The organism is Terriglobus sp. ADX1 (genome assembly GCF_036877645.1).
Taxonomy (GTDB): Bacteria; Acidobacteriota; Terriglobia; order Terriglobales; family Acidobacteriaceae; genus Terriglobus.
The window spans coordinates 102,032-123,695 of the sequence record NZ_JAEDXV010000013.1 but is presented as its reverse complement, the minus strand read 5'-3'; the positions used below and the strand labels follow the sequence as shown (position 1 = coordinate 123,695).

General features: G+C 56.7%; 19 protein-coding genes. 2 read left to right on the top strand and 17 right to left on the bottom strand.

All coding sequences use genetic code 11. The annotated features are described in order from the left end of the window. Positions 1–59: 59 nt before the first annotated feature. The 13 genes from murG to JAO32_RS10710 all read right to left on the bottom strand — a co-directional run bounded on the left by murG (position 60) and on the right by JAO32_RS10710 (position 14,211). Positions 60–1,145 carry an undecaprenyldiphospho-muramoylpentapeptide beta-N-acetylglucosaminyltransferase gene (gene murG, locus JAO32_RS10770; RefSeq protein WP_334240168.1) on the bottom strand — a complete coding sequence of 362 codons (1,086 nt, stop codon included), beginning with the start codon at positions 1,143–1,145 and terminating at the stop codon, positions 60–62. Position 1,146: 1 nt separating this feature from the next. After that, positions 1,147–2,238, bottom strand: coding sequence for a putative lipid II flippase FtsW (gene ftsW / locus JAO32_RS10765; RefSeq protein WP_334240165.1), 1,092 nt, complete (start codon positions 2,236–2,238; stop codon positions 1,147–1,149). An 82-nt stretch (positions 2,239–2,320) separates the two neighbouring features. Continuing rightward, a complete protein-coding gene (gene murD, locus JAO32_RS10760) occupies positions 2,321–3,679 on the bottom strand; it encodes a UDP-N-acetylmuramoyl-L-alanine--D-glutamate ligase (protein WP_334240179.1) in 1,359 nt (452 codons plus the stop codon). A 24-nt stretch (positions 3,680–3,703) separates the two neighbouring features. Then, positions 3,704–4,012: a YciI family protein gene (locus JAO32_RS10755; RefSeq protein WP_334240163.1), complete on the bottom strand. Its 309-nt coding sequence runs from the start codon at positions 4,010–4,012 to the stop codon at positions 3,704–3,706. Positions 4,013–4,041: 29 nt separating this feature from the next. Further along, positions 4,042–5,178 carry a phospho-N-acetylmuramoyl-pentapeptide-transferase gene (gene mraY / locus JAO32_RS10750; protein ID WP_334240161.1) on the bottom strand — a complete coding sequence of 379 codons (1,137 nt, stop codon included), beginning with the start codon at positions 5,176–5,178 and terminating at the stop codon, positions 4,042–4,044. A gap of 97 nt (positions 5,179–5,275) precedes the next feature. Further along, on the bottom strand, positions 5,276–6,664 hold the full coding sequence (locus tag JAO32_RS10745) for a UDP-N-acetylmuramoyl-tripeptide--D-alanyl-D-alanine ligase (RefSeq protein WP_334240159.1): 1,389 nt from the start codon (positions 6,662–6,664) through the stop codon (positions 5,276–5,278). Continuing rightward, on the bottom strand, positions 6,661–8,157 hold the full coding sequence (locus tag JAO32_RS10740) for a UDP-N-acetylmuramoyl-L-alanyl-D-glutamate--2,6-diaminopimelate ligase (protein WP_334240158.1): 1,497 nt from the start codon (positions 8,155–8,157) through the stop codon (positions 6,661–6,663). Before JAO32_RS10740 ends, JAO32_RS10745 begins: the two co-directional genes overlap by 4 nt. A 12-nt stretch (positions 8,158–8,169) precedes the next feature. Continuing rightward, positions 8,170–8,535, bottom strand: coding sequence for a sulfite exporter TauE/SafE family protein (locus tag JAO32_RS10735; protein WP_334240155.1), 366 nt, complete (start codon positions 8,533–8,535; stop codon positions 8,170–8,172). Beyond that, positions 8,532–10,850, bottom strand: a complete 2,319-nt coding sequence (locus JAO32_RS10730) for a penicillin-binding transpeptidase domain-containing protein (protein WP_334240153.1) — start codon at positions 10,848–10,850, stop codon at positions 8,532–8,534. The genes JAO32_RS10735 and JAO32_RS10730 overlap by 4 nt, the downstream gene beginning before the upstream one ends. A gap of 99 nt (positions 10,851–10,949) precedes the next feature. After that, a complete protein-coding gene (locus tag JAO32_RS10725; protein ID WP_334240151.1) occupies positions 10,950–11,465 on the bottom strand; it encodes a septum formation initiator family protein in 516 nt (171 codons plus the stop codon). Between the two features lie 299 nt (positions 11,466–11,764). Then, the gene (gene rsmH, locus JAO32_RS10720) at positions 11,765–12,733 is read right to left on the bottom strand and encodes a 16S rRNA (cytosine(1402)-N(4))-methyltransferase RsmH (RefSeq protein WP_334240148.1); all 969 of its coding nucleotides are present in this window, start codon (positions 12,731–12,733) and stop codon (positions 11,765–11,767) included. A 39-nt stretch (positions 12,734–12,772) separates the two neighbouring features. Next, on the bottom strand, positions 12,773–13,213 hold the full coding sequence (locus tag JAO32_RS10715; RefSeq protein ID WP_334240145.1) for a division/cell wall cluster transcriptional repressor MraZ: 441 nt from the start codon (positions 13,211–13,213) through the stop codon (positions 12,773–12,775). Between the two features lie 455 nt (positions 13,214–13,668). Beyond that, entirely contained in the window at positions 13,669–14,211 is a 543-nt protein-coding gene (locus JAO32_RS10710; RefSeq protein WP_334240143.1) for a DUF2127 domain-containing protein, read from the bottom strand. Between the two features lie 140 nt (positions 14,212–14,351). On the opposite strand from JAO32_RS10710, the gene JAO32_RS10705 reads away from it, so the two are divergent. Next, positions 14,352–14,903 carry a fasciclin domain-containing protein gene (locus JAO32_RS10705; protein ID WP_334240142.1) on the top strand — a complete coding sequence of 184 codons (552 nt, stop codon included), beginning with the start codon at positions 14,352–14,354 and terminating at the stop codon, positions 14,901–14,903. Positions 14,904–15,157: 254 nt separating this feature from the next. Here JAO32_RS10705 and JAO32_RS10700 read toward each other — a convergent pair whose 3' ends face one another. The 3 genes from JAO32_RS10700 to JAO32_RS10690 are packed head-to-tail and all read right to left on the bottom strand — an operon-like array spanning position 15,158 to position 19,300. After that, positions 15,158–15,838: a Fe2+-dependent dioxygenase gene (locus JAO32_RS10700; RefSeq protein ID WP_334240139.1), complete on the bottom strand. Its 681-nt coding sequence runs from the start codon at positions 15,836–15,838 to the stop codon at positions 15,158–15,160. Positions 15,839–15,877: 39 nt separating this feature from the next. Then, a complete protein-coding gene (locus JAO32_RS10695) occupies positions 15,878–16,570 on the bottom strand; it encodes a tetratricopeptide repeat protein (RefSeq protein WP_334240138.1) in 693 nt (230 codons plus the stop codon). Continuing rightward, positions 16,571–19,300 (bottom strand): TonB-dependent receptor, encoded by a 2,730-nt coding sequence (locus JAO32_RS10690; protein WP_334240136.1) that lies wholly within the window; start codon positions 19,298–19,300, stop codon positions 16,571–16,573. Positions 19,301–19,580: 280 nt separating this feature from the next. On the opposite strand from JAO32_RS10690, the gene JAO32_RS10685 reads away from it, so the two are divergent. Then, positions 19,581–20,126, top strand: a complete 546-nt coding sequence (locus tag JAO32_RS10685; RefSeq protein ID WP_334240134.1) for an SRPBCC family protein — start codon at positions 19,581–19,583, stop codon at positions 20,124–20,126. Here the strand turns inward: JAO32_RS10685 and JAO32_RS10680 are convergent. After that, complete coding sequence (locus JAO32_RS10680) at positions 20,123–21,574, bottom strand: GGDEF domain-containing protein (RefSeq protein ID WP_334240132.1); 1,452 nt, start codon at positions 21,572–21,574, stop codon at positions 20,123–20,125. The two genes, JAO32_RS10685 and JAO32_RS10680, sit on opposite strands and share 4 nt — an antisense overlap. Positions 21,575–21,664 lie beyond the last annotated feature (90 nt).

Below are 21,664 nucleotides of genomic sequence, written 5' to 3'. Positions count from 1 at the left end.
TCACTTCCCTCCCCCAGAGGGATCAAGGCCCGGCGCAATGCCGGGCCTTTCTTCTTTCTCTATTTCCGGTTCGCGAGAGAGGCGATGCTGTTGCCGATGTGCTCCAGGGCATTTGGCTTTGCTGCTGATCTGGCTGCTTCGGACATTGCCTGCAGATGCTCTGGAGATGTGAGCAGAGCGATCAGGCGTGCGCGGAGGCTGCCCGGCGTTAATTCCGCCTGTGGCAGCATCTCTGCCGCGCCGATGCGGACCATGGCGAGCGCATTTTTGGTCTGATGATCGTCTGCTGCCTGCGGGAATGGAACCAGCAATGCCGGACGGCCCGCAGCAGCGAGTTCTGCGACCGTGCTGCCAGAGCGCGCAAGAACCAGCGTGGCTTGTTCGAGTTGCTGCGGCATGTCTTTCAGGAATGGCAGTACTGTCACACGTTCTGCTATACCGCCGTTGCGATACGCCGTTTCTGTTGCGGCGAAGGCACGCTCGCCTGTCTGGTGAACGATCGTGAGATTCGGAATCGTTGCGAGTAGATCGGCTGCGATTACAGGCAAGGTGTCATTGAAAACTTTCGCGCCGTTGCTGCCTGCTGTGATGAGCAACCGCGGCGGTTGTGTGATCAGCGGGCCGATGCGAAAGATTTCCGTGCGAACAGGAACGCCGGTGACTTCGGCGTTGCGGAAGTAGCTGCGCGTTTCGTCGAAGGCTACGGCTGCGGCGCTGACACGTTTGCCGAGTACGCGATTCACCATGCCGGGTACGGCGTTGGGCTCGTAGGCGAGCGTTGGGATGCGCAGCAGTGTTGCCGCGATCATTGCGGGGCCACTGGCGTATCCACCCACTCCAACCACTACCTGCGGACGAAAGCTGCGCAGCAGGCGCATGCAATGCAGGATGCCGAGTGGAAGGTCTGCGAGGGTCTTGATGCGCGTGAGCAATGACACGTTTGCGAGTTGGCCGACCTGCATGAGTTCAAGAGGAAAGCCTGCTTCTGGAACGAGTTTTGTTTCTATGCCGCGTGGTGTTCCGAGGAGACGGACTTCTGCGGCGTGATGGTCACGCAGTTCGCGAGCGATGGCAAGCGCGGGAATGACGTGACCGCCAGTACCTCCGCCTGCGATGAGAACGCGCAGGTTGTTGTTTGAAGCCACGTCAGTCAATCTCGCGTGTGATATTGAGCAACACGCCCATACTGGCGAGCGTGATGAAGACGCTTGTGCCGCCGCTGGAGATAAATGGTAGCGGGATACCCTTGGTGGGCAGCAGCGCGATGACCACGCTCATGTTGAAGAAGGCCTGGATGAGGATGGCCGATGTCATGCCGAAGGCCAGGAAGCGTGCGAAGGGGTCGGTGGAGAGGTACGCCGCACGCAGGCCTCGATAGCCGAGGAATGCGAATGCCGCCAACACGCACAGCGCTCCGATGAGGCCGAGTTCTTCGCACACCGTTGCGTAGATGAAGTCCGTCTGCGGTTCGGGCAGGTAGAAGAGTTTCTGCATGCCCTCTGTGAGGCCCTTGCCGAAGAAGCCGCCAGAACCTACGGCGATGAGCGACTGCAGGATGTGGAAGCCCGCGCCGCGCGGGTCAGCCTCAGGATTCATGAAGGCGAGCATACGTGCGCGGCGGAAGGCGACGTGGAAAAGCATGTAGTAAAGAACTGGAGCAGCAGCCGCGGCGGCAATGCCGATCCAGCGGAGACGGATGCCGGCGAGTGCGAGCATCAATCCTGTAACGCCAGCGCAGACGAGTGCTGTGCCAAGGTCTGGCTCTTTGACGATGAGCAGGATGAAGAGCAGCGGTACGGCTGCGGCGCGGATGAGCGTTCCCTTGATGTCATCCATCTGGTGAATGCGGCTTTGCAGGAAGTACGCGAGGAAGAGGACGATGAGGGGCTTTGCTAATTCCGATGGCTGCAGCGTGAGGCCGCCCACGCGAATCCAGCGGTGTGCTCCGTTCATGCCGCCCATAAAGAAGACGCCGAGCAGCAGCACAGCCGTAATGGCAACAGCCGGGAAGACGACTTTGGGGTTGTTGTATTTGCGGTAGTCCACACGCATGAGGACGAAGAGCGCAATGATGCCGAGGACAGCGAAGATCAACTGACTGATGACAAAGTGATACGGCGAGCCGAACTGCGCCTTAGCCAGGATGGCCGAGGTGGAAAAGATCATGACCAGGCCGAAAAGCACCAGTGCCAGCACTGTGCCAAACAACCACTTATCCGCGCCGACACGCTTCGCCATATCTCGAAGCTTAGTTTCTTTGCGTGAGAATTTCTGCAACGCCGATGAGGCAGAGTATCTAACTTGGTTCGGCGGTGGCGTGTTAGTTGGGTAAGTTTTGGACTAACTCTACGAAGACGCGGCCGCGATGTTCGTAACTGGTGAACTGATCGAAGCTGGCGCATGCTGGGGCGAGGAGAATGGTTTCTCCCGGATGGGCCACTTCTGAGGCGAGACGAACTGCCTCAGCCAGCGTTCCGGCAGGCGTGAGTTTTACCTGATCGCCAATCTGCTTTGCGATGATGTCTGCTGCTGCGCCGATCGTGTACACAGCCACGGTGCGTTCCTTGAGCAGAGTGATCAGTTGCGTGTAGTCCGACTCTTTATCCTTGCCGCCGAGGATGAGGCGGATGCCTGAGGGGAACGACTCGAGCGCCTTGATGGTGGCGTCTACGTTGGTGGCTTTTGAGTCGTTGTAATACTCCACGCCGCGCTTCTTCGCGACGAATTGCAAGCGATGATCAACGGCGGTGAAGGACGCAACGGCTTCGCGGATCTCGTCCGTTGCAATGCCTGCAAGCTTTGCCATGGCGATGGCGGCGAGTACGTTCTCCACGTTGTGCGCGCCGCGCAGTGGTATCTCTGCAAGCGGCATGATGGGTTCCGGTGTGCCGCCTTCCTTCGCGATGAAGTAAATGCCATCGTTATGAGCGAATGCACCTTGTTTTACGCGGCGAATCACACTGAACCAGAAGATCTGCGCCTTCGTCTTTGCGGCTACCATTTGCGTGGGTTTGTCTTCCGCGTTGAGAACGAGGAAGTCGTCCGGCGTTTGATTTTCGGTAATGCGCGCTTTTGCGGCTGCATAATTCTCAAACGATCCGTGGCGGTCGAGATGGTCCGGCGTGATGTTCAACACGGCAGCGATATGCGGACGGAAGGTCTCAATGGTTTCAAGCTGGAAGCTAGAGACTTCGAGGACGCTCCATGTCTTTTCGGTTGAGCCTTCCACCATCTCAACAACGGGCACGCCGATGTTGCCGCCGATCTTTGTTTCATAACCGGCGTGCAACAGGATGTGGCCGACGAGCGAGGTCGTGGTGGTCTTGCCGTTGGAGCCCGTGATGGCGATGATCTTGCCTTGGAGTGCGAGGGAGGCGAGTTCGACTTCACCGATGATGGGGACGCCGAAGCGCTGGGACTGCTGCACTTCCGGAGTAGAAAGAGGCACGCCGGGCGAGAGGACGATGAGGTCCTGGCGACGGAATGTCAGAACACCGTGGCCGCCGGATTCAACCATTACGCCTGCATTGAGGAGTGCGGGGATTTCTTTGGCGAGGGCTTCGCTTGGGCGGCTATCGCTGACAGTGACGCGTGCGCCGAGTTTGCGCAGGTACAAGGCCGCGGAGACTCCGCTTTTGCCGAGCCCGACGACGAGTACGCGTTTGCCTTTGAAATCGATCGGATCCATCATGCCCGTTTCTAATTATTGCGTTCGCGAAGCTTGTGCGCCACCAATACGCATGGAATGAACTTCCAGGCGGTTCAGTCCACCTTTCACGCTTGGATCGTCCGCCATGATGGTCTGCACTTCCTCCACCGATTCGCACTCCATCACGCCCATGCCGAAGGCCCCTTCAGGATCGAGTACAGGACCGAAGATGAGCACTTTACCTTCTGCAAAGTAGCGATCCATGTAAACGCGGTGAGCCATCATGACTGCGCGCTCTTCATCAGACATGTCCATGGCGAAGGTTGGGCGCGGTGGCGTCAGTTTGAGATCGAAGAACGCCATATGACTATGACCTCCCTACGCGTCAAAGCTTACCTCAGCTTGAGTGTTGTCAGTGCGAACAGCGCGAAGATAAGCGCCATGATCCAAAAGCGTGTGATGACTTTGCTTTCGCTCCATCCGCTGAGTTCGAAGTGGTGATGCAGTGGGGCCATTTTGAAGATTCGTTTGCCGCCGCGCAGCTTGTAACTACCTACCTGCAGCATGACGCTGACTGCTTCAAGGATAAAGACACCACCGATGAACGGCAGAAGCAGCTCCTGCTTGATGAGTACAGCGACTGTGGAGATTGCCCCGCCGAGTGCGAGCGAACCGACGTCGCCCATGAAGACTTCTGCCGGATGCGCGTTATACCAAAGGAAGCCGATGGAAGCGCCAACCATGGCGCCACAGAAGATGGTCAACTCACCGGCGAGCGGCATGCGTTGCAGTTCAAGATAGTCGCTGAAGACCATGTGGCCGCTGACGTACGTCAATACGGTGAGTGCGGCGGCGGCGATGATGGTGCAACCGATGGCGAGGCCGTCGAGGCCGTCGGTGAGATTTACCGCGTTGGAACTGAAGCTGATGACCAGCATGACGAACACAACGAACGGCAGGAAGCTGAGCCAGTAGAGTCCGTGAATGTGCTGGAAGGTTCCGATGATCAGGTCAGGACGAAACTGCTTAATGAACGGTACAACGAGACGCGTGGAGTACAGGCCGCGTGATTCGAGCCAGACGAGCGATGCCGCAACACAGAAGCTGGCGAGGAACTGGAAAAAGAGCTTCTGAAGGCTGGTGAGGCCGAGGTTCCGCTTGTGGACAACCTTGATGTAGTCATCGGCAAAGCCGATGGCACCGAAGGCTGTGGTGGAAAGAATAGTGATCCACACTAACGGATTGGAGAGGTCGCTCCAGAGCAGCGTGGGCACCAGGATGGAGATGCAGATGAGCACGCCGCCCATGGTGGGTGTGCCGGTCTTTTTCTTGTGGCTCTCCGGGCCTTCGTCACGGATGTACTGGCCGATCTGAAATTCGCGCAGTCGCCGAATCACAAACGGGCCAATGAGCATGCCGATAGCGAGCGCGGTGAGGCTGGCAAAGACACAGCGGAAGGTGAGGTAGCGGAAGATGCGGAAGACCCGGAAAATGGGGTACATCTTCTGATAAAGCAGCCAGTAAAGCAACGTTCCCCTCCGATGGGTGTGCGCGAAAAGTACGCCTCCAGCTTACGCGTGGATGGCCTGCGGAAACACGTTCGTGTTCCGCAGCAGTTTACAAAAATTAATGCCCGGTGGCCTGAATGCCGAGAGGCGTAAGTGCGCGTTCCAGTTGAACGCCGCGGGATGCCTTCAGCAGAACGGCATCGCTTTCGCGAAGATTTTCCAGCATCCACGCGCCTGCTTTTTCCGGTGTGTCAACAAAAAGCGCAATATCACCTGCACCACGAACGAGTTCCGCTGCGTGGCCACGGACACCGATGACCGCGTTAACACCACGCGCTTTCATGTATTCGCCGCATTGTGCGTGCAGGGTTGCGGCATCTGGGCCTAACTCCAACATTTCTCCTGCGATGACGATGTGGCGTGTGGCCTCGACGGCCATCAGCGCATCCACCATGGCGTTCAGTGCGCGTGGGTTGCTGTTGTAAGAGTCGTTGATGATGCGCGCGCCGCGGAAGAGTATCTGTTCGCCGCGCTTGTCGGCGGGATGCAGTTGCTGCAGAGCAGCGATGCATTCGCTTAGCTGCATACCGCTTTCGAGGCCAACCGAAATGCCTGCGAGAGCGTTGTAGACGTTGTGTTCTCCAAGTAATGCTATGTGTGCGGGTTGGGACTCTTTAGCGATCTGCACGGTGAAACTCATGCCGTCAGCGCCTTCGCTTCGCACGTTGATGGCACGTACGTTTGCGGATGCGACATGCAAGCCGAAGTGGCGCGCATAGCTGGTGCGGTCACGGCCAAAGGTGGAAACGTATGGGTCGTCTGCATTGAGAAATGCGATGCCGTCTTGCGGCAGCGACTGCACTAATTCGTACTTGGCATTGGCGATGCCTGCGATGCCGTCTGCAAAATGCTCAAGATGTACGGGTGCGACATTGCTAACGACAGCCCAATTTGGCTCTGCGATCTTCGCGAGGGCGGCGATTTCGCCCGCGTGGTTCATGCCCATTTCAATCACGGCAACTTCATGTTCCGGCTCAAGCTTCAGCAGTTGTAGCGGTACACCGAAACCATTGTTCAGGTTGCCAGCGGATTTGAGCACGCGGAACTTTGCAGAGAGTACAGCGGCTACGCACTCCTTCGTAGTGGTCTTACCTGCGGAACCGGTGATGCCAATGACACGTTTTCCCCAATGGCGACGCACTGCATGTGCGAGTCCTTGCAGCGCTTTCAACACGCAGTCTTCACTCTCAGGGACGCGCAACAGCTTTGTGCTGTCGACTTCAGATGGGACGACCCAATGTGTGCTGACGACTGCTGCGGCTGCGCCGTTTTTCAATGCGGAGGCGACGAAGTCATGGCCGTCAAAGCGTTCGCCCTGCACCGCGAAGAAGAGTTCACCCGCGCCAACGGTGCGTGAATCAATGGAGTATCCGTAGACCTGTGTTTGTAGATCGAAGTCGCCTTCGGCGTGAATCCAGTCGGCCACCTGGCCCAATGTCAATGTCATGCTTGTGCTTCCCTTTTGCGCAATGCAGATGCGGCCACGGCTACGTCATCAAAAGGCAGTGATACTCCCTTTGCTGTTTGTGTTTTTTCGTGGCCTTTGCCTGCGATCAATACGATGTCACCTGGCTGTGCTTCGTTGACTGCGAGTGCAATGGCTTCTGCGCGGTCAAGCACGATGCGAACGTTTTTGTTGCCGCTTGCTTCGACTCCAACGAGAGCTTCCTGCGCGATGACAGCAGGGTCTTCGCTGCGCGGATTGTCGCTGGTGATGATGACGACATCACTTCCCTCACCTGCAGCGCGGCCCATCTTTGGGCGCTTCGTCTTATCGCGATCGCCACCGCAACCGAAAAGTGTGATGACGCGTGCGTTACCTGCGAGTTCGCGTGCGAGTGTGATGAGATTGCGCAGCGCGTCGTCCGTGTGTGCGTAGTCGACTACGACACTGAAGCCTAGCGTGTTGGTTACGGTTTCAAATCGTCCAGGTACGGGTTTCAGTGTGGCGGCGGATGCAATCGCATCTTCGAATGCGATGCCGCGGCCAACGGCTGCTGCAATGGCAGCGACGAGGTTGTACACATTGACGCGGCCTGTGAGTTGCGAAACGACTTCCGCATTACCAAAAGGTGTTGACAACGCGAAGCTCGTTTCGCCTGCACGCAGGACAACACCTGTTGCATGAAAATCCGCGGCTGCGTCAATGCCGTACGTCCATACGGTTTCGCAGTGTGACGCGGCTTGCCTCATTGTTGTTGCATACGGATCATCTGCATTGATGACGGCAATGCGTGGTGTGGGTGCACCGACTCCTTGAAAGAGCCTCGCCTTTGCCTGGGCATACGCATCCATGGTGCCGTGGAAGTCAAGATGGTCTTGCGTGAGGTTCGTGAAGATTGCCACGTCGACAGGGATGTCAAAGACGCGCTCCTGCGCCAGTGCGTGCGAGCTCATCTCCATGACGGCTTCGGTTGCTCCCGCTGCTACGGCGTCGGCAAAGATGGCGAGGACGTCGCGGCTCTCCGGCGTAGTGTGTGGGCTGGGACGCACTTCATCCACAATGTGCGTTTCGATGGTGCCGATCAATGCGGACTTTCTGCCGACACTGCGTAATAGACCTTCTACGAGGAATGCTGTCGTGGTTTTGCCGTTCGTGCCGGTGATGCCGGTGAGCTTCAGCGCACGTTCTGGATGTTGATAGAAGTTGGCACTAACAATGGCTAACGCCTGGCGACCATGTTCAATCAATGCCGCGGGTACATGGCGTGCATCGGCAAATGCGAAGCTCTCACGAGAATCTGCGACGATGGCAGATGCGCCTGCGTCCAGCGCGGCGCGCACATAGCGATTACCATCTGTGGATTCGCCGCGCATAGCGAGAAAGAGCGTGCCGGAGCGGACTTCCCGCGAGTCATACGTGACGGCGAGTATGTCTGCGTGTTCCGTGTCGCCGAGCGCGAGCGTGGAGAGTCCGTGGATGACTTCAGACCATTGCATGCTGGGCTGATTTTATCGCTGAAAGAACATACGAATAGCGACCGCGCCAAGTGCAACCGCAAAGCAACGGCGCAGTGCGAGCGTGGACATGGTTTGCGCGATCTGGCCGCCGAAGTATCCGCCAATACCGATACCTGCGGCGATGAGCAGGCCGAAGCGCCAGTCAACATTCCCGGCTCGCGCGTAGGGCAGCAGCGGAGCAATCCAGATGGGCAACGCTGCGATAAACAGCGATGTTCCCTGCGCACGGACCTGTGTAAGTCCGAAGATGTAAACGAGTACCGGAATGGTGATGGCGCCGCTGGTGCCAAGCATGCCGACGAGAACACCGATGCCGCAACCGCCAAGAAGAATGATGGCCCAGTGCGCGTTGCTCATCGTGTGAACCGCACGACGACTTCGGTTCCGATCGGCACCATGGTTCCTGCAGCAGGAACCTGTTCACGCGCCAGTCCGCTGCCTACAGGTTGCACACGCAGACCTGCGGCCGATGCTTTTTGAATGACGGTGCGCAAACCACCATCCAATACAGGCACTGCCACCTTTGCACTGGCGTCTACAACGACTGCTCCATCTGGACGCGATGTGCTTTGTGGCTGTGGAACGGCTTTGGGAAGAGGCTTGGTCTCCGCCTCATCTGTCATGAGAGAGGAACCGCCGTGATCGCGGAATGCCTTCATGATCTTGTCTGGCAGCGCAGCGAAGACGCCCTTCTTCTCTGGAACGGAAGTTTGTATGGGGGCTGCTTTCGCTGTTGCCGTGGCGACGGCTGCATCGTTCTTCTGCTTCAGAGGATCATCGGCCGGCAGCGTGTTCAGTTCTTCGTACAGCGCATTCAAATCGGCTGGATCTTCATTCGGCGTGTCCGTCGAGGCGAGCTCCATCTTTGGCGCTGATGGGTCTTTCTTTGCAGGCTTTAGCGGCTGATCGTGCGGAACGCCGAGGTACTCCAACACCTGTTGCGCAACTTCTGCAAATACAGGTGCACTGGTGGTGCCACCGTAACGTGTGCCCACCTGCGGATCGTCGATGACCACTGCGACCGAGATGGCTGGGTTGTTCACCGGCGCAAAACCAGCGAAGCTGGCGACCGTTCTGGAATGCGAGTAGGTGTGCGTTACAGGATCAATCTTCTGCGCGGTTCCTGTCTTACCGCCGGCGCTGTATCCGTTCAGTGCAGCCTCAGAGCCTGTACCCTCTGTAATCGTTCCATGCATCATCATCCGCATCTTGGCTGCGGTAAGTTCGGTGATGACACGGTGCGCGCCGTCCGGAAGTTTTTCCGGGAGCTGCGTGGAAGGATGATATGCAGCGGGTTGAAGCTGGCCGTCACCCTTGGAGTGTTCCGTTTCATTCAGCAGGATGTGCGGCGGAAGATAGGTTCCGCCGTTGGCGATGGAAGATACCATCGTCACAAGCTGAATGGGAGTCACAGCAACTTCATGGCCGATGGCGATGGAGAGGATGCTGGTGGCTTCCCACTTACGCGGTGCACGCAGCAGTCCGCGCGTTTCGCTGGGAAGCTCTACACCGCTGCGATCACCAAAACCGAAGCCACGAATGTAGTCATAAAACTTTTGATTACCCAGCTTCAGCGCCATCTTTGCAGCGCCAACGTCACTGGAGTGCTCCAAGGCAAACTGAACCGTGACACGGCCGAAGTGATCCGACTTATCGTCGTGCAGCGTACGTCCGAACATGGTCATCGCGCCGCCCTGGCAATCGACGATGTCAGTTGGCTGTACGCCCGCTCCATCCAAGGCGGCTGCGTAAGTTACAAGCTTGAAGGTTGAGCCCGGTTCATAGACGTCGCTGACGGCGAGGTTCTTCAGAATCGCGGGGTCCTGATGCTTCAGATCATTCGGGTTGTAACGTGGCGAAATAGCAAGAGCAAGAATCTGGCCCGTGTGCGGGTCCTGCACCACGACCGTGCCGTGCGCAGCCTTCATCTTTTCCATCTGCGCATCCAGTGCGCGTTCCGCAATGTACTGGATGTTGGTGTCGATGGAGAGAACAAGGTTCTGGCCGGGCAGAGGCTCGCGTTCATCGCTGGTCAGTGCGTGGCGCTTCGCGTCGACGGCCGTTAATACGTGTCCCGGTGTGCCGTGCAGATCATCTTCAAACTCGCGCTCCATGCCACCAAGACCGATATCGTCAATGCCTACGTAACCCAGTGTTTGTGCGGCAAGATCGGTGTTGGGATAGAAGCGCTTGAATTCTTTCTGGGTGTAAACACCTTTCAGATTCAGTTCGCGGATGCGCTGTATCTGCTCCGGCGTTAGCTTCCGCGCAATCCATGCGAAGTTACGCGAAGCATTGAGGCGCGCAAGGATAGCTCCCCGCGACGTGAAGGTATCCGTTGGATCTGTGTGAACGATGCCGGAAACAAGCTCTGCTACGTTAGCTCGGTTGTCGCCTAATTCACTTGGTACGGCGTATACCGACTCCGCAAGAACAGTGACGGCAAGTTCGCGCAGGTTGCGGTCATATAAAACACCGCGACGCGGAGCTACTTCAAAGGTGCGTTGCTGTTGTTTTGCTGCGCGCTCTGTCCAGTCGTGATGACGAATGACCTGCAGCCACACCAGACGCAATCCGATGACACCTGTCCACGCCATGAAAAAAATCGCCATCCAGACGAACCGGATGCGACGGATGGGAGCGGTCAGTGGCTGGCGTGAGGAGGAATTCATCGTTGCTTCCGGCCTTGGTGGTTCAGGGAGAGAAAGTTGTAATAACTTCTCCCCCTCAACTATGTCAGCGAAAGCCCCGAATACGTGCGGCTTTCTTAGTTACTGGAGAATCGCGGGAGATACCTGCGCTTCTGCAAGTACCGGCGCAGAACTCGAGAAGGAACCATCCGGGCGAACCACCTGACCGGGCTGCGGCGTATCCAGGCCAAGCTGGCGCGCAATGCGGTCAATGCGATCCGGATCCGAAAGCTGTGCTTCCGTGAGGTGAAGCTGGCGATTCTCTTCACGAAGCTTTTCCACCTGCAGCTTCTTCGCTTCGATGTTGTAACCCACTTCAATGGACGAGAAGTGCTGCCACACATACGTCATGACCAGAAGAAACAGAATGCTCATGGCGACGGTGAATGAGCGCATTTCCTTACGGCGCTCAGGGTCGTCCGCCTTCACGATGCGGCTGTTATCCAGATGCTTGGTGAAGAAGATTTCTGGCGTGGGGCCGCGGCGCGCGCGACGCTGCTGTTCGAAGACCGTGCGATTGTGATCGCGAAACGACTCGGCGCGTTCGCGCTGTGCGCGGCCTACAACCATACCCGGTGCTGTCATCGTTCCTTCCATCGCTGCCCTCTCCATCTCCGGATTCCCTTAAGTCAGGGAAGGAATCCAGCTTGATTCCCACTTACTTATCTCTGGACGAAGACCGCTTCCTTCCGCTATGGAGGACGTCTTATTACCAGAGCTGATTCGGTAGCTTGCACTTACCGAATCGATGTTGTGCCGCGCACTCTTTCGTCCTTGTCCCCTGAGCGAAATCTGCTCTAACGACAGGGGTGAAAGGGTGCTACTTACTTCTAAGTGGATTTCCTGCGGAGTTATTCACATTGTCCACAGGTTTATCCACAATTTCCTCAACCGACTTATCTGCTAGGACGATATCCCCGACTACTTCCACCTTGCGGAGGTATCTTCCTTGTAACTTCTGAACGTTCTGGTTTGATACGTTCAGCAACTCGTAACTTCGCACTGCGCGACCTAGGATTGCGTCGCTCTTCTTCTTCACTCGCAACCACTGGCTTACGGGTGATGATGTTCCAAATACCTTGCTGCGCACCTTCACGCAGCGCATCTTTTGCAATGCGATCTTCCAGCGAATGAAAGCTGATGACCGCGAGTCTTCCACCGAACTTAAGAAGAGATGGCGCGCTTTCGAGCAGCGACCGGATCTCTCCGAGTTCGTCATTCACGCGAATCCGGATAGCTTGAAAGGTTCTTGTCGCAGGATGAATCTTGTCGGATTTCATTGCTGGGGCAGCGGCAGATATTACTTTGGCTAATTCCGCCGTAGTAAGTATCGGCCGCGCCCTCACAATGGCTCTGGCGATTCTCCGCGACCTCCTTTCCTCTCCGAATTCGTAAATCAGATTGGCGAGTTCTTCTTCGTCCGCCTGATTTACCACTTGCCCGGCAGTTTCACCGCTGCGCGTATCCATACGCATATCCAACGGTGCGTCCTGCCGAAAACTGAATCCTCTGTGCGCCTGATCAAGCTGAAGGCTGCTGACGCCGAAGTCTGCGAGCAAGCCATCGAGCGATGCACGCTCAATCTCTTCTGCTGCCGACGAGAATGCTCGCGGGATCAACCGCAGTTGCGGCATCTCCGCCCCAAGTTCCTCACGCAGCGCTTCAAGATTGGCCTTTGCAATCTCCATGGCCTGCGGGTCGCGATCAAATGCGATCAGCGTTCCCTGCGGTCCCAGCCTGCGCGCAATCGCGCTGGAATGTCCCGCCAGACCCAGCGTGGCATCCGCGTACGTTCCACCGCGGCGCACATTGAGAAGGTCTAAAACCTCTTCGAAAAGAACCGGCACATGTTGCGGATCGCTCATTTCTCCGCCTCCATGCGCGCCCACTCAGGGCGAAAACTTCTACAGACCCAGGTCCGCCAGGGTCGTCAAATCTGCCTCGCTCAATGGCTCGGCGTCGAGCTTGGCCTTGAAGTCGTCATGGTTCACAACTTCGAGGTATGTCTGCGCTCCGAGGACCACTACTTCCGCGGTCACCTTCGCGCTTTCACGCAAAATCTGCGGCAAGAGGAGGCGCCCTGCGGCATCCAGCTCTGCCATCTGGCCGTAATAGTTCGTTACGTCCAGAAACTTCTTGCGGGCGGGGTTCAGGCTGGGAATCTGCTCCAGCTTTGCCTCGACCTTTTCCCACTCGCGGATGGGGTAAATTTCCGCGCGCTTGCCATCTTTACTGGTGATGTAGAACTGCGGTCCGTAGGCCTCGTCCACACGGCGCTTGAACTCGGCAGGCAGCTTGAGCCGCCCCTTCTCGTCCACGCGTGCTGTGTGATTTCCCCGGAACATCGGTTCGTTTCACCCTTCGTCGTACCGCCTGTGGTTCCAAAGGCTGTTTTTCGGTCCACAGGAAGCCTAGAATCGCTTCAGGTGAGGAGAGATGGAACACTTTCATCCACTTTTTCCCACCACAGCCCACATCGTCTCTCTTAGCGAGGCGAAACACAAGAGAGAAATTGAAGGATTTTTCCTCTTTGCTGGCGTGTTTGTGGAAAATCAAACCTGTAGATAGGTTTTCAAAAACACCACAATCAGTAGTAGTAATTTCGGTGGTTCCGTACGCTGGAAGCTACTTGTGGAGATGCTCATCGGCATAGTAACGCCCAGTTTTGTGTGCTTTTGGAGTGGTTCGCGCACAGAACCGAGCGTTTTAGGAATGCTTTCGGAGCGTCCCGGGTGTGAAAACGAGCTGTTTTGCCTCTCCAGTGGGAGCTAGTGGGAGGCTTTCCGGCTCACTCGACTTTCTAGGCGCTTCCCTTGCGGCGCTTCTTACGCTGCAGCATCCAGACCAGGTATGCCACGACCGCGAGGTTCACGAACAGAATGGAGAAATGCCAGAGTGTGGGAGCACGATAGATTTCGAAGCTCTCCCAGGGCAGGAACGAGACTGACAGCCAGAGCGTGACGAATTCAGCCCAGACACGGCGGCGCAGCAGGCCGTAGGCCTCAGTGCAGCACAGCATGGCGTAGAGGACACTGCCGAGGCTGATGAGGCGCAGCTTGTGGTGTGTGACGAGCGCGACCTTATCCGTAATGAAATCGACGACACGGCTTTCCGGATCGAAGTGCAGTTCGCGGAAGATCCTGTCGACGGTATCGCCCAGGTCGTGGTGAATGAAGTGCAGCGCGCCGAGGCTGACGCCGAGAAAGAAAATCGCCTTGGCGAGTTTGAACAGGCCGATGATATACAGGCCAGAGTCGCGCGCCTCCAAATGATGGGAGGAATGCGGTGCTTTGTGGTTGTCCTGCTGCACCGTCGCCCGCTGTAAATTCACGTCCACTCCCATAGTTGAAAGTTCGCGCCGAGCATTGTCAATGTCTCGAAGAGAATGCATTTGCATGGGTATACGCATGGGAACGAAGTTTCGCGTTAAAAACAGATGACACAAAGATGATGAAAGACATCTGAAATAAAGCGGAGATGGGGATGAAGACATTCACAGGAATGGCCGTGGCACTGGTCTGCATGAGTTGCAGCGTGCATGCAGCCACGCAGAAGAGTACGGAGGTGGGTGGCGTTCAGATGCTGTCGAAAAGTTCGATTGCAGAGAACGCTGCGGCGTCACCCGTTCTGACCATGTTTGCAGCGGATCTGAAAAGCGCTGGATTGCAAGACAAGCTAAACGACAAAGGCCCTTACACGGTATTTGCGCCGACAGATGATGCCTTTAAGAAACTGCCTGCAGGCACGGCGGATGGCTTGCGGAAGCCGGAGAACAGCGCCGATCTAACGAAGGTGATGACCTATCTTGTGGTGCCGGGGAAAATCACGTCTGCAAAGCTGAAGAAGATGGTGCACAAAGGACACGGCACCGCCACGCTGACGAGCATGGAAGGTGAAGCCATCACCGTGAAGACTGCCGGTGATGTGATTACGCTGACGGATGAGAAAGGTGATTCTGCCGTAATTCTGACTGCGGACGTGCCACAGAAGAACGGCTTGATTCACATTGTGGATGGGGTATTGCTACCGAACTGATCATCCTGGATTTCCTTTGTGAGTGGAAGTGAGTTGAGCGGAATGCGTTCGTTCGGCTTCACTCAGGATGACGCACTTCGTGCGTAAGATCGCGCCGAAGCGCGATGCCCAGGTTAACTTCGCGAACCTGGGGCACCCTATGACTAAGTTTTGTTTGTCAGAAACAGCGAGGAGCCGGCGCCGTGAGGGCGGCGTTCCGGCTCCTCGCTCTTTGTTCACGCAGAGGCCAATCGGCGCGAACAAACGTGGTGCGGCTACAGCTCAACCCACTGACGTAACAGGTTGTGATACACGCCTGTCAGCTCTACTACGGACTCGTGATTGGGTACGTCGCGGTTGAGCTTTTGAATGGATACGTCCAACTGCAGCAGCAGCGAACGCTGGTCGTCGCTACGCACCATGCTCTGCATCCAGAAGAAAGAGCAGACACGGGCGCCACGCGTGACCGGACGGACGTGATGCAGGCTGGTAGAGGGATAGAGAATTGCATCGCCTGCGGGCAGCTTCACGCTCTTGCTACCGTAGGTGTCTTCAATGACAAGCTCGCCGCCGTCGTACTCATTGGGCTCGCTTAAGAAGAGCGTCATGGAAAGATCGGTGCGAACGTATTCGCCGGTGCTGTTGATGCGGCGGACGGAATTGTCTACGTGATTGCCAAAGGACTGGCCGCCTGCGTAACGATTAAAGAGCGGCGGGAAGATCTTCTTAGGCAATGCTGCGGAGACGAACACAGGATTGCGGTTTAGCGCTGTCAGGATTTCCTTGCCGATCTCAATGCCAACAGGATTTGTTTCCGACAACTGCATGTTGTCTTTTACCTGCGCGGATTGGTGTCCGGCGGTGACTTTGCCATCGACCCAATCGGTAGCGTCGAGCATGTCGCGGAAACGTTTGACATGTTCGGCGGTGAGAACTTCGGGAACCTGTATCAGCACAGCATGAACCTCAATTCAGCGGAGTAACAAAACGCGCACCTAGGCGTTCTGCGGCTCCGGGAGTGTATTGGCGAATGCGTGCAGTGCAGGCACAGGCCATTGCAAAAGAAAGTGCTTCATCTTTGTGATGAAAGCGGGTGTCGCGGTTTCAGGAACTTTGCTGAACCACTGAATGGCACCGGGAATGTCGCCATCGGTGATGAGCATGCGCGCATGATTGAACTGGCCACGGAAATCACCACCTTCCGCAGCGCGCAGATAATGCTCGCGAGCGATGGCCATGTCCTTCTTGACGACCCAGCCATCTTCGTAAAAACCACCCAGGATGTTGATGGACTTCACGTGATTTAACGCGGCGGCTTTGCGCAACCAGTGGAGCGCTTCCACCTTGTCTTCTGGCACGCCACTACCCAGCGTGAGCAGCGTGGCCAGGTTATACATGCCCCAGTCGAGTCCCTTCTCCGCAGCTTTGCGAAACCAGGGAGCAGCAAGCGCAGCACTGGGCGCCACGCCCCATCCCTGATCGAGACAACGGCCCACCATGTTCATGGCCATCACGTCGCCGCCTTTGGCAGCGCGTTCAAACCAGTGCAGTGCAGATGTTGCATTGCGCTGGACAAGCCTGCCATCCAGCAGCAGTTGCCCATACATGACCTGGGCCTGGGGCACGCCGCGTTCTGCTGCGGCGCGTACCAGGTCCAGATCGGCTTGTGTGGGTTGTTCCTGCATCATTTACCAACGCACGTTCAAGGTAAGGCGACCCTGGCGGGCAGGAGCCAGCGCAGCATAGTGCGTGGTGTATGCCTGCAGGAAGTACGTCTTGTTGTTCAGGTTTTGAATGTTGCCCTGCAGTTCAATGTGCGGATTGAAGCGGTACGAGCCGTAGATATCCACGCGAGCGTAGCCGGGAACCCACTTGGTGGAGTAGATGGTTGCAGGATTATCTGCGCCGTATACCTTGCCCGAACCGTACACACCGCCGCCCAGATTCAGCTTGTGAGTTACCTGGTAGTAGCTGGTAATGCTGAAGCTGTGCTCCGGCGTGTTGGGGAAGCGACGGCCATCCTGCAGACCTGCTGCCGTGCCCGCACCACCTGCGTTGGTGAGGATGGCTTTCATGAAGGTATAGCCGCCAAAGATCTGCCATTTGGCGCTGGTGTATCCCGTCATGCTGATGTCGATGCCACGGTTCCTGCGTGTACCGGCTGCGGCAATCGAGCTATCTGCCAGAGTGATGCGCACGTTCTCAGTGTTCGACTGGAAGAAGGCAATGGTAGCGAGAGCCTTGGTGCTGAAGACTTCCCACTTTGCACCAGCTTCCACAGAGCGCGTTTTCTCCGGCGGCAGCGCCTGGTTCACGATACTGGTGATCGCCGAACCATCCTGGCCCTGCGACAACGCGTTACCCGGCGGCGTGGACGAACTGCTGACCGAACCATAGATCGTTCCCGGCTTCACAGGCTTGTACGTTACGCCCGCCTGATAGTTCACCAGGTTAGCCGTCGTTGCGAAGGTGCACGGCACCGTAGCGGTGGGTACGCACGTGAGCACGTTGCGATAGGTCGAATCGTAATGGTCGTAGCGAACACCAACCGTTGCCTGCAACTGCTCCAGGAAGCGGATCGTGTCGAAACCATAGGCTGACTTCGATGTGCTGATCTGGCGAGTCGGAGCGTTGTTCTTCACAATTGCGTTTGTGTAGTTCGTCTGCGTGAAGTTCTGTGTTGTGCCCACCTGCGTTGGAATCACCGTCTGCACACCCACGAACCGATCATCAACTGTCGGGTTCAGGAAGTCTTCGCAGTAATAACCGCTGGCAGCCCCCGGCCCCACAGGACAACGGCTGGCGCTGTACGCCATACGCGTGTTGGTATTTGGGTTCAGCAGGAAGTAGCTAGGAATTGCGGGGGTAATGGACGATCCGCTCAAGCTGCCGACCGTATATGAAGTGTTCCAGCTACGCTCACGCGAGAACTCGCCACCAGCGGCATACGTGTGCTGAATGCCACCCGTCTTCACACGACCCGAGAGATCGGTCTGATCGATCGCCGTATCCACATTTGTGACACGGTTCAGCGCACGCCGATACAGCAAGCCGTAGTAGATGTTGCCCTGGCTGTCATCCGCCTGCGAGCTGACGTAGTCCTGTCCCGACTTGCCCCAGCGATAGCTGTTGCGCAGAATCGTGTTCTCGCCCAGGTTGTACTCTGCACGGCCAAACACGGTCTTCACTTTTTCGTTGCGGAAGTCGCGGCCACGGAAGCCGTAGAAGTTTTTGCGGTTCACGATCAGCGGCTGACCATCACCCACCTGGTACACACGCGCACGGCCATCCGGACGACCAATGTTCGTCGTGGTGTTGTAGTAGTCCGTCGGGTTGTTGTACGGGATACCCGGATCAGGAATATCGTGCGAATCGAGTTCGTAGTAGTTCAGGAACACACGACCACGGGGCGTGATGTTGAACAGCAGCGACGGCGCAAAGCCATACCGCTTGTTGTTCACGATGTCGCGACCAGCCACATCGCTGTTCTGCCACATGCCATTGAGGCGACCCGCCATCCAGCGGTTGAACTTCGTGCTGGCATCAAATGCACCGCGGAAAAAGTTCGCCGTGCCCGGACTGTAGTAGCCGCTCAGGAAGGTCTCGCGGCGAGCCATCTTACTATTCAGGTTGATGCTGCCGCCGGAAGCTGCACGTCCCGCATAACCACCGCTGGGCCCCTTGGCAACTTCAATCGACTCCAGATCAAACACTTCGCGCGACTGAGCACCGATGTCACGCATGCCATCCACGAACGTGCTGCTCTGCGAATCGACACCGCGGATGAACGGACGATCGCCCGTCGGGTTACCACCCTCACCCGCGCCAAAAGCAATGCCAGGAACCGTACGCAGCGCTTCGACCAGGCTGGTGGAGGCTGTGTTCTCAATGACATTTTCAGGGATGACCGTGATGGTCTGCGGCAGATCGCGCAGAGGCGCCGTGTACTTCAGCGACGGCATCTCCGAAGTAGCAGTGACGGTAACATCCTGACCAGCCGCATGGAGGCTCAACTGAACGTGATCCGTCGAAATAAAGTCGGCGGAAATGTTTGTTCCCTTCAGAACGTTGGTGAGCGCTTCTTCGGTCGTGCGTACGCCCTGGACACCCGGCGAGGGCAACGCGGCATATTTCTGCGGCACCGCAATCGTAAGACCGGTGGCCTTCTCCAGAGCAGCAATCACCTCTGCCAGAGTTCCGGCCGGGATATCGAACTTATGAACTTCCTGGCTGGCGCGCGCCTTCTGATCTTCAGCTGAAGCATCCTCCGTGGACGGCTTCACTGGTTTGCGGTCATCCTTGTCCCAGTCCGTGGGAGTGGAAGCCTCCGACTGCAAAGTGCCCATGGCAAACATGGCAAGAGTGCCGGTCAGCATCAGCTTTCCGCGCAGACGAGTAGAATCTTCGTTCTTTTTCATTTCTGATAACGCTCCGGGGCTCGGGCGGCCTGAGACGCCCTATAAAAAATCGTGCGAAGTCCCTCAACAACGCGCTACGGACAGAAACGGGACAAACGAAACCACACCCAATAACGCGGGGCCGGAATCTACGACCGCTCAAGTCCGATATGAAAAAGATTACATGAAGTAGGACTATCTGAGTCCATTATTTTTCGGACTCAATCGGTCCTTGATCGATTACCGATCTTCGGCCCTGGTTTTGGTGGAAACTTCTTTATAGAAGAGGCAAAGAAAGTTCATGCACATTTACGAAAGCAGTCAGTGGCTTCCCTTCCCGGTTCCAATGGTGTTCGCGTTTTTGGCAAATCCGCAGAATCTGCCGCCGCTGATGCCTGCGTGGCAGCAGGCGCGCATTGAGGAGTTGCGGCTGATTGCACCGCCTGCCCCTCCGGCGGGTTCACCGGGCCGATTGGGAACGGGTGTGGGCACGACCATGATCCTGAGCTTCCGGATGCTGCCGCGCCTTCCTTTTCGGATGAACTGGCACGCGGTGATCACAGAATTTGAATGGAACAGCCACTTCTACGACCGGCAGACTGCCGGCCCGTTTTCGCACTGGCGGCACCGTCACAGCGTGAAGGAAGAGATTCGAGATGGTGTGACAGGGACGCTGGCGAAAGATCGCGTGGAATATGAACTGCCACTGGGGCCGCTGGGCGATCTGCTAAACAGTGTGGCTGTTAAGGCGCAGATGCAACGGATATTTGACTACCGCCAGCGGCGCATGGAGGAGTTAGTGCCGCAGTTTGTGGAGACCCTGGCGAAACGTCGAGGGAACGCTTAAACCTGCAGCCAGCTGCCGGAGGATTTATCCGCAGCGACAAAGACGGTTGAGGTGTGCGCGATTTCCACGCGGTTACGGCCCTTCTGTTTTGCCATGTACAAGGCCTGATCTACGCGCTGCAAGAGCAGTTCATAATCCAGATCGTCAGAGAAAGGTGCAATGCCGAGGCTGGCAGTGACCTGGATGTGGTTGCCCGTGGGGAGCGCGATGACCATTTCCTGAATCCGTTGCCGGATGCGCTGCGCCACTTCTTCTGCGCGTGCGAGCGTGCAATCAACCAGAACCAGGACGAACTCTTCACCACCGTAACGGAAGGCAAAGTCAGACGGGCGGGCAGTGTTGACAATGACCTCCGCTGCCTGACGCAGAACCGTGTCTCCACACTGATGCCCGTACTGATCGTTGACGTTTTTGAAGTGATCCAGATCCAGCATAAGAAGGCAGAATCCATGGTCTACCCCACGCTTCTGCAGTGCGATTTCGCGTGCGAGAAGCGATGGAAGAAAACGGCGATTGAGAAGCTGGGTGAGCGGATCGCGCCCGTTTTCTGCCTCAAGTCGAGCATCAAACATGCCGCTGAGAGAGAACTTGATACAGGAGATTTCTTCCTGAATGCGACGCATCCATTCGCTGATGACAGCTCGTTCCGCTTCCGCGGACTGCGCCAATCCCGGGATCAGGTCGGAGTCCAGACGATTGATAGCTTCGACGATCTGATCCATCTCAGAAGCACCTTCAAACAGAAGGTCCGCCTTGTGATTTACCCAGAGGCCAAAATCTGACTTCCAAAGGCGAGGGAGACGTCCGGAAGTATCGCCCTGATGAAAAGCAGTAAGTAAGTTGTGTCCCCATTCCATCAGCGAAGCGCGCTGGCGTTCGCGCTCGGTGGCCAGGTTCTGTCCAAGCGCCTGCAGACGGTAAGCCTCGTCCATGCGAGCGTGCGTGGCAACGCTGGTCTGGTAGCTGACTTCGCGAATCTCCACGGAGTAATCCACCAGGTTGATGACGGCTCGCATGCAGTCTGCGAAGCGCTGCGTAGGCAAATTTTGAAGCGAAAGGTAATGCAGGAACCATAGCTTGAGTTTGCGCATGGCGCGCGACAGAGCGTATGCGGGCAGGCCTATGCGCTCCATCATGGCGCCTACCTCAAACTGACGTTCGCAGTAGGTATCTGTTGTGATGTTCTCCAGAGTCAGTAGTTCTCCAACCCAGCGCATGAAGATGTCAGTCAATTTGTTGCGTGCTTCGTCGGTACTGACAACGGCAGCGATGCCCTCGTCGTTCGTGATGTAAGCAAGATAACGCCTGCGGAGATCGTCCTGATGCTCGTTGAGGATTTGCTGCAGCAGCGGGCGAACCTCAGGGGGCATTTCTGCAATGTGGCGAGCCCATGCACCCGCAATTTGTTTCGCTAACTGAACATCCTGTTGGTGCGGTTCCATCATCATCGTGCAGCAATACCACCGGTGGCGAATGTCATAAAACCAAACTGATGTCGAGTAATAACACGCTCTTGCGATAAAAGTCGCAATACGACG

Excerpts from the sequence above, each read along its gene's own strand:
- JAO32_RS10715 (WP_334240145.1), bottom strand. The coding sequence starts at position 13,213 with ATGTTCCGGGGAAATCACACAGCACGCGTGGACGAGAAGGGGCGGCTC.
- JAO32_RS10735 (WP_334240155.1), bottom strand. The coding sequence starts at position 8,535 with ATGAGCAACGCGCACTGGGCCATCATTCTTCTTGGCGGTTGCGGCATC.
- JAO32_RS10730 (WP_334240153.1), bottom strand. The coding sequence starts at position 10,850 with ATGAATTCCTCCTCACGCCAGCCACTGACCGCTCCCATCCGTCGCATC.
- JAO32_RS10745 (WP_334240159.1), bottom strand. The coding sequence starts at position 6,664 with ATGACATTGACATTGGGCCAGGTGGCCGACTGGATTCACGCCGAAGGC.
- JAO32_RS10710 (WP_334240143.1), bottom strand. The coding sequence starts at position 14,211 with ATGGGAGTGGACGTGAATTTACAGCGGGCGACGGTGCAGCAGGACAAC.
- JAO32_RS10755 (WP_334240163.1), bottom strand. The coding sequence starts at position 4,012 with ATGGCGTTCTTCGATCTCAAACTGACGCCACCGCGCCCAACCTTCGCC.
- JAO32_RS10725 (WP_334240151.1), bottom strand. The coding sequence starts at position 11,465 with ATGGAAGGAACGATGACAGCACCGGGTATGGTTGTAGGCCGCGCACAG.
- ftsW (WP_334240165.1), bottom strand. The coding sequence starts at position 2,238 with ATGGCGAAGCGTGTCGGCGCGGATAAGTGGTTGTTTGGCACAGTGCTG.
- JAO32_RS10690 (WP_334240136.1), bottom strand. The coding sequence starts at position 19,300 with ATGAAAAAGAACGAAGATTCTACTCGTCTGCGCGGAAAGCTGATGCTG.
- JAO32_RS10705 (WP_334240142.1), top strand. The coding sequence starts at position 14,352 with ATGAAGACATTCACAGGAATGGCCGTGGCACTGGTCTGCATGAGTTGC.
- JAO32_RS10695 (WP_334240138.1), bottom strand. The coding sequence starts at position 16,570 with ATGATGCAGGAACAACCCACACAAGCCGATCTGGACCTGGTACGCGCC.
- JAO32_RS10740 (WP_334240158.1), bottom strand. The coding sequence starts at position 8,157 with ATGCAATGGTCTGAAGTCATCCACGGACTCTCCACGCTCGCGCTCGGC.
- rsmH (WP_334240148.1), bottom strand. The coding sequence starts at position 12,733 with ATGAGCGATCCGCAACATGTGCCGGTTCTTTTCGAAGAGGTTTTAGAC.
- JAO32_RS10685 (WP_334240134.1), top strand. The coding sequence starts at position 19,581 with ATGCACATTTACGAAAGCAGTCAGTGGCTTCCCTTCCCGGTTCCAATG.
- JAO32_RS10680 (WP_334240132.1), bottom strand. The coding sequence starts at position 21,574 with ATGATGATGGAACCGCACCAACAGGATGTTCAGTTAGCGAAACAAATT.